Below are 12154 nucleotides of genomic sequence, written 5' to 3' on the forward strand. Positions count from 1 at the left end.
GGGTGGTTGAAGGTCAAGGCAACCGGAATTTTCAAGAGCCGTACCGGCCACAGCTGCATTTCAGCCCGGCTGCCGGCTGGATGAACGATCCTAACGGGATGGTGTATTACGAAGGAGAATACCACTTGTTTTATCAATATTACCCGGATGGAACTAGATGGGGGCCGATGCATTGGGGCCACGCTGTAAGTCCGGACATGGTACAGTGGAAACATCTGCCGATCGCGCTTGCTCCTGACGAACACGGAACGATATTTTCCGGGAGCGCTGTTGTCGATTGGCGGGATACGACGGGATTTTTTCGCGGCGGCAGCGGTCTTGTTGCGATTTTCACGCAGCATGATACCGATCCCGGGACCGGAAAGCAGCGCCAGCGGCAAAGCTTGGCCTACAGCTCGGACAAAGGGCGCACCTGGACGATGTACGCCGGCAATCCGGTTCTGAGCGAACCGGAGCTCGCCGACTTTCGCGACCCGAAGGTATTCTGGTATGAACCGAAGCGGCAGTGGGTGATGGTCATCTCGGCTGCCGATCATATTCGCTTCTATCGTTCCGATGATTTGAAAAGCTGGGAGCTTACCGGACAATTCGGCAACGATGGACAGGGCTCTCACGACGGGGTTTGGGAATGCCCGGACTTGTTCGAGCTGCCCGTGGATGGGGGCGCAGCGGGGCTTAAGAAATGGGTGCTCATCGTCAGCATAGGGGAACGACCTGACCTGCCTGAGGGCTCGCGCACGCAGTATTTTGTCGGCAGCTTCGACGGGGACATGTTCCATAACGACAACCCGGCGGAAACGGTGCTGTGGCTGGATGCCGGCAGAGATAACTACGCGGGCGTCACGTGGTCGGACATTCCGGAGGAGGATGGCAGGCGGCTGTTTATCGGTTGGATGAGCAATTGGAAATATGCGAATTTGACGCCTACGGACAAATGGCGAGGCGCCATGACGATTCCGAGAGAGCTTCGGCTGTACGACTCGGGGCAAGGCGTCCGCTTGCGCCAGTTTCCGGTAAGAGAGCTCGAAGAGCTTCGCAAGTCTGCGGTTCACGTTACATCGGCGGCGCTTCGGGACGGGGAGCGTAAGCTTTTGATCGAATGCGGCGGTTTGCTCGACATGGAAGCGCAATTCGAATGGGACGAAGGCACCTCCGAGATCGGTCTTATCTTGCGCATGTCGGAATCCGAGTCGGAGGAGACGGTGATCGGCCTTGATACGGCAACCTTACGGCTGTTCGCAGACCGGACGCGTTCCGGCGACTCCGGCTTCCATCCGTTGTTTGCCTGCCGGCACGATGCGGTTCTGGAGGAGCCTGCGGGAGAACGGAAGCTGAAGCTGCGCATGATCATGGACCGGTGCTCGGTCGAGGTTTTTGCGAATGACGGAAGCGCCGTTATCACAGATTTGGTTTTCCCGCTTGCCAGGGACAAGATACGTATGGAAGCATATGTTAATGGCGGTCGGGCGACGGTTCAGGCGGAAGCGATTGAGCTGCAGTCGATTTATTCGACGGAATAACGGAGAACAAGCTTTTTCAAACCAAACGACAGGGGCGGTTAGCCAATGTTGTCAGGTTAAGCGGCGGGACCATAGCGGAACTATGGTGCGCTAAGTGGAGCAATTTCAGCTGTTTTTAAAAATTAGCGGAACTCAGCTGTGCTAATGGATTGCTTTCCCGCTCCTCAAGCCATTTTCCATCAACTTAGCGCATTTCAGTTCCTCTATTTTTTTCATGCGCCCATTTATGTGCAGATAGCGAACGTGGGTTCCGCTATGTAAATCCGATTTCCTTCAGATTCCCCGCGACGGACAGCCCTTGGCTGACGGTAGGCTTCGCCTTCCCCGGTTCGGGACATTCCCATAAAAATGATGCCTATGCCGGGTGTGCAGCGGAAGGGGCTGTCGATTATACGATCGACAGCCTTTTGATCGTAATCACTCTTTTTGTCCAGGACGAAAAGCCTTTTTCCCCCTTTTTTTCTTCCATTCTCCCTCCGCAGACGGCCCTGCTTCCATACTTTTCTGATGTGCCGGTGAATCAAATTTTAAATGTCGGAAAATTAAGAAAATTCTATTTATTCGATCCGCCGAATCTAGTATAATTGAAATAGACAACTGAATAATGATAGGTTCCCGTCGTCCGTCGCCATACACTGTGTCAGGGTTGGTTGCATCTGTTAAAAGCTGCATACTTTCATGCCTCGCGCACGGTGTTTTTGCGTTTTCCATTACAGCTTGAGGAGGCGAAAAGAGTATGTCGTTCATGGAAAAACTCGAAGGTTACCGGAAAAAACATCTCGATTTGGTGTGGGAAGGCTCGTTCGCCGATTATTTGCTCCTGGTCAAGCAGCGGCCGACTGTGGCGGCGCTCGCCCACGACCGGATTTATCGCATGATCGAAGCCGCCGGCATTATCGATCGCGGCAACGGGAAACGCGAGTATACGTTTTTCAGCAAAGCGCTGTTCGGTCTTGAAGAGCCGATTCAGACGCTGGTCGAGGAATATTTCCGCCCGGCGGCTCAGCGGCTGGACGTGCGCAAGCGGCTGCTGCTCTTGATGGGCCCGGTGAGCGGCGGCAAGTCGACGCTGGTCAGTCTGCTCAAGGAAGGGCTGGCCGAGTTTACCCGCACCGACGACGGCGCCGTATATGCGATCAAGGGCTGCCCGATGCAGGAGGACCCGCTTCATCTTGTCCCGCATGAGCTGCGGCGCGATTTTCAGCACGAATACGGCGTGAAGATCGAAGGCGATTTGTGCCCGGTGTGCCGGCTGCGTTTGGAGGAGGAGCACTGCGGGCGTATGGAGGATATGCGCGTCGTACGGGTATTCTTCTCCGAGGCAAACCGCACCGGCATCGGCACATTTGCGCCGTCCGATCCGAAATCGCAGGACATCGCCGACTTGACCGGAAGCATCGACTTCTCGACGATTTCCCAGTACGGCTCGGAATCCGATCCGCGGGCGTACCGGTTCGACGGCGAGCTGAATAAGGCGAACCGCGGTTTAATGGAATTTCAGGAGATGCTGAAGTGCGATGAGAAATTTTTGTGGAACCTGCTGTCGTTGACTCAGGAGGGCAATTTTAAAGCGGGGCGTTTTGCGCTCATCAGCGCCGACGAGCTGATCGTCGCCCATACGAACGAAACGGAGTACCGCGCTTTTATTTCCAATAAAAAGAACGAAGCGCTCCATTCGCGGATGATCGTGATGCGCATCCCGTACAATTTGAAGGTCAGCCAGGAGGAGCGCATTTACGGCAAGCTCATCGAAGCGTCCGACATTCGCGGCGTGCATCTTGCCCCGAAGGCGCTTTGGACGGCGGCCGTCTTCAGCATCCTGTCGCGTCTGGCGGAGCCGAAGAAAATGGGCATCGACCTTGTCAAAAAAATGTATGCCTACGACGGCGTCAGCACCGACGGGCTCAAGAGCGGCGATGTGGACGAGCTGCGGAAGGAATATCCCGACGAGGGCATGTCCGGCGTCGATCCGCGCTACGTCATCAACCGGATCTCGTCGGCTCTCATCCGCGGCGATAAAACGTGCATCAACGCGCTTGACGTGCTGCGTTCGCTGAAGGAAGGGCTCGACCAGCACGCCTCGATCTCGAAGGAGGAGCGGGAGCGGCTGCTCGGCCTCATCACGATCGCCCGCAAGGAATACGACCACTCCGCCAAGACGGAAATTCAGCGGGCTTTCGTATATTCGTTCGAGGAGTCGGCGCATACGATGCTGAACAACTATTTGGACAATGTCGAGGCGTACTGCAACGGCTTCAAGATGAAGGACCCAATTACCGAGGAGGAGCACGATCCGGACGAGAAGCTGATGCGTTCCATCGAAGAGCAGATCGGCATTACGGAAAACCAGAAGCGGGCGTTCCGCGAAGAAATTTTGATCAAAATTTCCAGCTTGGCGCGCAAAGGCAAAACGTTCGAATATACGTCGCACGAAAAGCTGAAGGAAGCGATCGAGATGAAGCTGTTCGCGGATTTGAAGGATGTCGTGAAAATTACGACATCGTCCTCGCACCCCGATGAAACGCAGCTCAAACGCATGAACGAGGTGTCGAAGCGGCTTATCGAACATCACGGTTACTGCGCCGTCTGCGCGAACGAGCTGATGAAATACGTAGGCAGCCTGCTGAACCGCTAGAGGGGGGAACTGCGATGAACAAGCCGATGTTTATTTTATCGCACGACGACTGGTCGCTTCATCGCAAAGGCGAGCTCGATCAGGAACGCCACAAACGCAAAGTGAAGGAAGCGATCAAGCAAAATTTGGCCGACCTCGTCAGCGAAGAATCGATCATCGTGCCGCAGGGCGACAAAGTCGTCAAGGTGCCGGTACGCAGCCTGGACGAGCCCAAGTTCCGATTCGACTACGCGAACCAAAACCAGGTCGGGCAGGGCGGCGGCGGAACGAAGCCGGGCGATGTGCTCGGCCGGGCTCCGGAAGACGGGCAAGGCGACGGACCGGGCAAAGGCAAGCAGGCCGGTGATCAGGCGGGCGTCGATTATTACGAGGCCGAGGTGACGATCGACGAGCTTGCGGAGATCATTTTCGAGGATTTGCAGCTGCCCCGGCTGAAGCCGAAAAGCTACCCCGACATGACGGTGGACGATATCCACTGGAGCGATGTGCGCCGCAAAGGCATGATGGGCAATGTGGACAAGCGGCGCACCCTGCTGGAGTCGATCAAACGGCAGGCGATGTCCGGTGAGGCGGGCGGCGCAGCGGCCGGTTCGATCCATAACGACGATCTGCGCTTCAAGACGTGGGACGACATCCGCAAGCCTCAGTCGTCCGCTGTCGTGCTGGCGATGATGGACACGTCCGGCTCCATGGGGACGTTCGAGAAATATATCGCGCGCAGCTTTTTTTTCTGGATGACGCGTTTTTTGCGGTCGAAATACGAATTTGTCGACATCCGCTTTCTGGCCCATCATACGGAGGCGAAGGAAGTGAGCGAGGACGAGTTTTTCCATAGGGGAGAAAGCGGCGGAACCCGCTGCTCGTCGGTGTATGAGCTTGCGCACAAGCTGGTGGACGAGCGGTTTCATCCGCAGCGGCATAACGTGTACGCGTTCCATTTTTCCGACGGCGATAATTTCGATGCGGACAACGCGCTTGCGGTACGGCTCGCGACCGAGCTGGCGGAGAGGATCAATATGCTCGGCTACGGGGAAATACGCACGTCTCCGTACGGCAGCAATCGGCTTTGGGAAGCGCTCGACGGCATCCGGCATCCGGCGTTCGTGCGGACGCTGCTGCGCGAGAAAAGCGACGTGCTTAAAACGCTGCAAGCTTTTTTTCGGGATGAGATTGCGGGGTAATAGGGAGGTGGGGCCGGGTGTTCGATACGGACTATGAAAAGCTGGAAAAGGCAATTGAAACTTTACACCAAATGGGTGCGGAACGAGGTTTGGATTATTTTCCGATGCGATATGAGATATGTCCGGCCGAAGTGCTATACTCCATCGGCGCTTACGGGATGCCGACGAGGTTTGCGCATTGGAGCTTCGGCAAAGCATATCAGCGGATGAAGTCGGAGTACGACATGGGGCTGAGCCGCATTTACGAGCTGGTCATTAACTCGGATCCGTGTTATGCGTTTTTGCTGGACTCCAATTCGCTGCTGCAAAATAAGCTGATCGTCGCTCATGTGCTCGGCCACAGCGATTTTTTCAAAAACAATGCGATGTTTGCCGCGACCGACCGCGATATGGTGAGCCGGATGGCATTGTTTGCCGATCGGGTGGGAGAATTCGAGCACCGGTACGGTCCGGACGCTGTGGAGTCGTTTCTCGATGCGGGACTGGCCATTCAGGAGCATGTCGATCCGTACATTCGTGCCGGCCGGGCGCGCGGTTACGTGGAGGCGGAAGGCGGCGACAAGGACGTCATCGGCTTCATCGCCCGCGAATCGCGGGTTTTGGAAGATTGGCAGCGGGAAATTTTGTACATGCTGCGGGCGGAGATGCTGTATTTCTGGCCGCAGATGGAAACGAAAATTTTGAACGAAGGCTGGGCGTCATATTGGCATTTGCGGCTGATGGAGCAGTTGGAGCTGGAAGAAGCCGAAATTATCGAATTTGCCAAAATGAACGCCGGCGTCGTTCAGCCCGGCCAAGGACGGCTGAATCCGTATTATCTGGGGCTGCGCATGCTGCAGCATATCGAGCGGAAACAAGGGATAGAGGCGCTGTTTGAAATTCGCGAGACCGATTCGGATGCCTCGTTCGTGCGTAATTATTTGACGCAGGAGCTCGTCACGGACATGGATCTGTTCCTTTTCCGGCGCGAAAGCGGAGTGTATAAAGTCACGGCGACCGATGTGGAGCAGGTTCGCGACCAGCTCGTGCGTTCCCGCACGAACGGCGGATTTCCATATATCACGGCCAAGGACGGAGATTTCCACAGTCGCGGAGAGCTGCTGCTGGTGCACCGTTTCGAGGGGCTGGAGCTGGACCGCAAATACATCGAGCGGACGCTTCCGCTCGTATTCAAGTTATGGGGCCGCCCCGTACACCTCGAAACGAATGCCGGCGGCAAGCCGATCACTTACGCCTGGGACGGCAGGCAGCTTTCGGCGTGAGCGGACTGACTTTGCGATAAGCAAGCACTTCGTGCAGAGGGGCCGAGGAACGTCATTCCAGCGCAGTTTGGAATGGTTTTCCCCGGGCCTCTTTACTTTTTTCGGCTGGCTGAGTATAATAGTCCATGTTGTCTTATGCGGTCGTGGCGGAATTGGCAGACGCGCTAGATTCAGGTTCTAGTGGTGTAACAGCCGTGGAGGTTCGAGTCCTCTCGACCGCACCATACCGTCAAACAAACTCTTCTCTTAGGAAGGGTTTTTATTTTGTTTTCTAACATGTTATCGTAAATATATATTCTACAAAGCGCAGAAGATGAGGCTCTCCACCTTCGGAAAGCCTCGCATTATCAACTGCTCCGCCGAATTTTCGCGTCACCTTGCGTTGCCGAGAAGTTGTTTGGAGAGCGTTCTGGAACGGCTGGAAAGCCGGGGCACGACCGTGGAACTGGCGGACGAAAGAGTGATGGGACAACCTCTTCAGATTGATTTTCGCGGCGACGACGGCGTTTGGCATCCATTTCTTCATCCTCTTCACTCCATATCGTTTAACTTGCTGTCAGATTTAATCAAATTCGAGTTTGAACCCTTCCGAGCCACTCTCTTTTTAATAATGCATATTGGAAGGTGTTTTCATATTTGGGTGTCCCATCCTCGTACTTAGTGAAAGAAATAAATTCTACAAAACAGCCTTCTTTACGCATGCCTAATTTTTCACATAGCTTTTGTGACCTAACGTTATCATCCTCGACATACGCATACAGCCTTCGGGCTTCTTTTTGCGTAAACAGATACCAGAAGAAGGCTTCCGCGCTTTCACTAGCATATCCCATTCCTTCATATTTGGCATTGAAGTTCCATCCAATGCTAAACGTATCAGGCTCTTCTTGCAGATAAAATAGTTCTCCTATTAGCGCATTGCTCTCTTTCAAGCAGACTGCAAGATAGGAGTCATCATAACTTCTTTCCTGAATCTTTAAAACGGCATCTTCCAATGTCGAAACTTTATCGCCAAGGAAGCAGTTCGCTCTGGGATTAGCCGCATATTCCAAAAATCCTTGAGCATCTGTCGCAGAAAAATTTCGTAACCTCAATCGATTGGTTTCAATGATTTGCATGGATAGTTCCTCTCTTTCGACTCAATTTTGAAAGCAGTTTAGAAGGTGTACTACAATTTTCCTTCATCCTTCTCCGATTTTGAAAATAGTTCAATCCATTTATCCTTGTAAAAGTACCCGATAATGAAAGCAAGAATAGAGATAATGGTTATCAGGATGGCGACCCCATATTGTTCTTGATGAATGGTGGTTCCAATAACAACGGAGGCTATTAACCATGGTAGACGACCAATAAGAAGCAAAGTGAAGAAACGTAAAGAACGGATTGGTGTTAGGGCTGCAAGATATATCAGTAGATCTTTTGGCAAGCCGGGAATAATGAAAAAGATAAATAAAAATACAGATAGCTTTTTTTCATTTTTCAAAACAGACATCCACTTGTAATTCTTTTTTTCTAGTAAGCGTTCAATCCAAGAACGTCCGATAAAACGAGTGAAGTAAAAAGCCAATGCTGCGCCTAACAACGTGCCAATTGTCGTATAGAGTGTTCCAAGACTTATACCATAAATGTATCCCCCTGCAACTTGAATAACTTCTCCTGGAATAGGAGCGACCACTATCTGAAGCATTTGGAAAAGAATAAACATTACAGGGCCCCAGTTCCCTGAGGATCGAATAAAATCTCTGAATTTATCCATGGATGATAATAGTTCAAGAATAGCAGGGGCATACCGTATAAATAGAAAAATCGACGAAATGGCTAATAAGAGTAAAATTATTTTTAGCAGGTGGTCTTTTCTTATTTGTGTCATGTGTAGCTGCTCCTTAGGTGAGAGATTTACAATAGATGAACAAGTGTCCGTTACTCCCATTCAAATACTCCTGTGTACAATTGGTGATAATACCCTCTTTGATCTATCAATTGATCGTGGTTACCGTGTTCCTTAATTCGGCCTCGTTCCATCACCAGTATCGCATCCGAATTTCGTACGGTGGACAAACGGTGAGCGATCACAAATACCGTTCTGCCATCCATCAGGTTATCCATTCCGGATTGCACGAGCGCTTCCGTTCGTGTATCAATGGATGATGTTGCTTCATCTAAAATCATCACAGGCGGGTTAGCAATAGCCGCCCTGGCGATGGCCAGCAATTGGCTCTGACCCTGGGAAAGTTCGTTCCCGCTGCCGTCCAGTCGGGTATGATATCCATCCGGCAAGCGTTCAATGAAGCTGGCCGCATGAGACAGCTTGGCCGCTTGTATAACCTCCTCATCACTCGCTTCCAAGCGACCGTAACGAATGTTATCGGCCACACTCCCGGAAAAAAGATGAGTATCCTGCAACACAATTCCTAGTGAGCGGCGTAAATCAGCCTTTCGAATGCGTTGAATATTGATGCCATCATAAAGGATTTCACCCTCTGTAATTTCGTAGAAGCGGTTCAGCAGGTTGGCGACAGTGGTTTTTCCAGCACCAGTAGCACCTACAAAAGCAAGTTTTTGTCCGGGTTTAGCATAAAGTGTCAGATCCTGAAGCACCTGCTTTTTGCCGTCATATGAAAAGGTTACTTGCCTGAACTCCACTTTTCCCTGCAATGCGACAACGGAACCGTCTTCCAGCTTCCATGACCATCCGGTATGATGTTGATTTTTTTCCAGCGTCACGCGTCCCTCATCCTCTTCGGGACTTTCATCCATCAAATTGAAAATCCGTTGCGCTCCCGCAAGGGCCACCACAAACATATTCATCTGCGAGGAGATTTCGGCGATCGGCATAGTGAAATTTCTGGACAAGCTTAGAAAGGCGGCGATGCTCCCCAGTGTCAAGCCTGTATTCCAGCCGGATATCGCCATAGCTCCGCCAACAATGGCAACCAGCACGTAGATGAAGGTTGCAAGATTTTCATTAATAGGCATCAGGATGTTTGAATATTTGTTTGCTGCAGCTGAGTCTTTAAACAATTCCTCGTTATATCGAGAAAATTGTTCCATCGCTTTATCCTCGCGACTGAACACTTGCACAACCTTTTGACCATGTATCATTTCCTCCATATAACCATCTACAACGCCAAGCGATTCCTGCTGCCGGAAAAAGTGCAGGGTTGCTTTTGTGGCCACTATCTTGGTCACCCATAACATTACAACTGATCCCATTACCACTACAATCGTTAACGGTACATCGAGATAAAGCATCGTCCCAAGCGCCACTAAAAGGGTCACAGTGGTGGATAGCAATTGTGGCAATCCGTCAGTAAGCATCATGTTAAGCGTATCTACATCATTCGTATAGTGACTCATCAAATCGCCATGTGCTTTTCGGTCAAAATACTTAATGGGAAGCCTTTGCATGTTTCCGAACAAATGGTCACGAATTTTTTTCATGATTTGCTGTGAGATCGTAATCATCAATCTCTTGGAGACAAACGTGCTGATGACCCCGGCAGCATAGATCACGGCAAGAATCGTTAAAGCCTGCAGCAAGGCATCAAACACCGGATGTTGATCACCCAGCAAAGGCACAATAAAGTCATCAATAAGCAGTCTTAAAAATGCGGCAGAAGAGACCGATACGGCGGCGCTAATCAGTACGAACAGCAATACCAGGCAAGAGCTGAATTTGAAATACCTGAAGTAGGCAAGTAGCCGCATAAGGGTTTTACCGTAATTCGTGCTGTCCGACATCTTCTTCAACCCCCTTTGTTTGCGTATTATAAATCTCCTGAAAAATCGCACTTCTGCTCATGAGTTCCCGGTGAGAGCCTATATCCACTATATGGCCTTCGTCCAGCAGGATAATTTGATCTGCTTCCTCGACGGAAGCGATGCGTTGTGCAATGATGATTTTGGTTATGTCGGGGATGCTTTCCTTGAAGACATTCCGAATCATTGCATCCGTTCGTGTATCGACAGCGCTGGTCGAATCATCCAGGATAAGAATTTTGGGATTTTTAAGCAAGGCTCTTGCAATACAAAGCCGCTGCTTCTGACCTCCGGAAACGTTGCTTCCTCCTTGAGTCAGGTGAGTATCATATCCGTTAGGAAGAGCCAAGATAAAGTCATGGGCCTGGGCTGCTTTGCATGCTTCAATCAACTCCTCGTCGGTAGCCGATTCATTGCCCCAACGAAGGTTTTCCTTAATGGAGCCTTCGAATAAAACATTTTTTTGCACCACCATCGCAACTTGGTTTCTGAGGACGCGTAGATCGTACTGTTTCACATTCGTTCCGCTAACGAGCACCTCGCCATCGCTTGCGTCATAGAGGCGTGGGATCAAGTGTACAAGCGTCGATTTTGCGCTGCCGGCTCCTCCAATGATACCGATGGTTTGTCCCGAGTGGATTCGAAGATTAATGCCGGATAATGCGTATTTCTCCGCTTTGGTTGAGTAACGAAACGAAACGTTGCGAAATTCCACATCTCCCGTGTGCAATTCCGTTACTGGCGATTTTGGACTCGTAATGTCAGGCTGTTCGTTCAATAAGTCATAGATTCGCCCTGCGGAAGCACGGGCAATGGCGATCACGATGACCACGATACCAAGGGTCATCAAGCTCATCAGAATCTGCATGGAGTAAGCAAATACGCTCGTCAGCTCTCCGGTCGTCATTGTGCCGCTGACAACCAGCTTGGCTCCAATCCATGAAATGAGCAGCATTACGGTATATAGAACGACTTGCATAAGTGGAAGCTCGTAAGATAGCATGCGTTCCGCTTTGACCATTTGCTTGAATATCTTTTGGGATATGGCCTGAAACTTTGAAATCTCGTGATCTTCCCGAACATAGGATTTGACGACGCGCATCCCTCGGACATTTTCCTGGACAACTTTATTTAATTCATCATAGCTGCCAAAGGCGCGTTCGAAGATAGGGAACGAATACTTCATAATGAGTAACACCCCCACCGCAAGAACAGGAATGACGACTAAAAACCATACGGCAATGGTTGGGCTGATTTGAAAGGTCATTACGGTTGCAAACATCATCATAACCGGGCTGCGAAAGGCAATCCTTATGATCATCAAAAAGGCGCTTTGCACATGCGTAATGTCGGTCGTCAGCCTTGTTACGATGCCGGAGGATGAAAATTTATCCATATTGGAATAGGATAACCGCTGAACATGACGAAACAGATCATGACGTAGATTTTTACCAAATCCAGCCATGGCGATTGCGGAGTGTTTGCCAGCGAGTGCGCCAAACACAAGCGATATCAGCGCAAATAGCAACAGAATTAAGCCATATTTAGCTATCGGGCTCATATTTCCTCCACTAATTCCCTTATCGATTAATTCCGCCATCAACCATGGAATCGTGACCTCCATAGCAACCTCGCCAAGCAAAAACAAGAAAGTCAGCCATGTATCTTTTTTGAATTCCCTCACACTTTGGAGCAATTTTCTCAACATATAAAATCTCTCCTCTAACAATGCGTAGTGGATGTGGTGCAGCGATATATGTTATCGTAAACTGTATAGTAACTATACAGTCAAATTGTTTT

At 50.8% G+C, this 12154-nt stretch carries 10 protein-coding genes and 1 tRNA gene; 5 read left to right on the forward strand and 6 right to left on the reverse strand.

Features of this window, described 5'->3' with window-relative positions:
* Positions 1-2 precede the first annotated feature (2 nt).
* Positions 3-1520: a glycoside hydrolase family 32 protein gene (locus tag MYS68_RS06180; RefSeq protein WP_248924989.1), complete on the forward strand. Its 1518-nt coding sequence runs from the start codon at positions 3-5 to the stop codon at positions 1518-1520.
* Positions 1521-1937: 417 nt separating this feature from the next.
* Here the strand turns inward: MYS68_RS06180 and MYS68_RS06185 are convergent, their stop codons facing one another.
* Positions 1938-2192: a hypothetical protein gene (locus MYS68_RS06185; protein ID WP_248924990.1), complete on the reverse strand. Its 255-nt coding sequence runs from the start codon at positions 2190-2192 to the stop codon at positions 1938-1940.
* A 64-nt stretch (positions 2193-2256) separates the two neighbouring features.
* Between MYS68_RS06185 and MYS68_RS06190 the strand changes: the two genes are divergently transcribed.
* The 4 genes from MYS68_RS06190 to MYS68_RS06205 all read left to right on the forward strand — a co-directional run bounded on the left by MYS68_RS06190 (position 2257) and on the right by MYS68_RS06205 (position 6822).
* A complete protein-coding gene (locus tag MYS68_RS06190; RefSeq protein ID WP_248924991.1) occupies positions 2257-4155 on the forward strand; it encodes a PrkA family serine protein kinase in 1899 nt (632 codons plus the stop codon).
* A 14-nt stretch (positions 4156-4169) separates the two neighbouring features.
* Positions 4170-5336 carry a sporulation protein YhbH gene (gene yhbH, locus MYS68_RS06195; protein ID WP_248924992.1) on the forward strand — a complete coding sequence of 389 codons (1167 nt, stop codon included), beginning with the start codon at positions 4170-4172 and terminating at the stop codon, positions 5334-5336.
* Between the two features lie 17 nt (positions 5337-5353).
* Positions 5354-6598 (forward strand): SpoVR family protein, encoded by a 1245-nt coding sequence (locus MYS68_RS06200; RefSeq protein WP_248924993.1) that lies wholly within the window; start codon positions 5354-5356, stop codon positions 6596-6598.
* 137 nt (positions 6599-6735) lie between these two features.
* Positions 6736-6822: transfer RNA gene (locus MYS68_RS06205), tRNA-Leu, on the forward strand.
* A gap of 47 nt (positions 6823-6869) precedes the next feature.
* On the opposite strand, the gene MYS68_RS06210 is transcribed toward MYS68_RS06205, so the two are convergent.
* From MYS68_RS06210 to MYS68_RS06230, 5 genes are read right to left on the reverse strand one after another with little or no spacing between them, the layout of a single operon-like run.
* Positions 6870-7124 carry a hypothetical protein gene (locus MYS68_RS06210; protein WP_248924994.1) on the reverse strand — a complete coding sequence of 85 codons (255 nt, stop codon included), beginning with the start codon at positions 7122-7124 and terminating at the stop codon, positions 6870-6872.
* A 40-nt stretch (positions 7125-7164) separates the two neighbouring features.
* Entirely contained in the window at positions 7165-7713 is a 549-nt protein-coding gene (locus MYS68_RS06215; RefSeq protein ID WP_248924995.1) for a GNAT family N-acetyltransferase, read from the reverse strand.
* Positions 7714-7763: 50 nt separating this feature from the next.
* On the reverse strand, positions 7764-8465 hold the full coding sequence (locus MYS68_RS06220) for a TVP38/TMEM64 family protein (protein WP_248924996.1): 702 nt from the start codon (positions 8463-8465) through the stop codon (positions 7764-7766).
* Between the two features lie 50 nt (positions 8466-8515).
* On the reverse strand, positions 8516-10336 hold the full coding sequence (locus MYS68_RS06225; protein ID WP_248924997.1) for an ABC transporter ATP-binding protein: 1821 nt from the start codon (positions 10334-10336) through the stop codon (positions 8516-8518).
* Positions 10311-12062, reverse strand: coding sequence for an ABC transporter ATP-binding protein (locus MYS68_RS06230; protein WP_248924998.1), 1752 nt, complete (start codon positions 12060-12062; stop codon positions 10311-10313). The genes MYS68_RS06225 and MYS68_RS06230 overlap by 26 nt, the downstream gene beginning before the upstream one ends.
* Positions 12063-12154: the final 92 nt, after the last annotated feature.

Source organism: Paenibacillus hamazuiensis, assembly GCF_023276405.1.
Lineage (GTDB): Bacteria > Bacillota > Bacilli > Paenibacillales > NBRC-103111 > Paenibacillus_AF > Paenibacillus_AF hamazuiensis.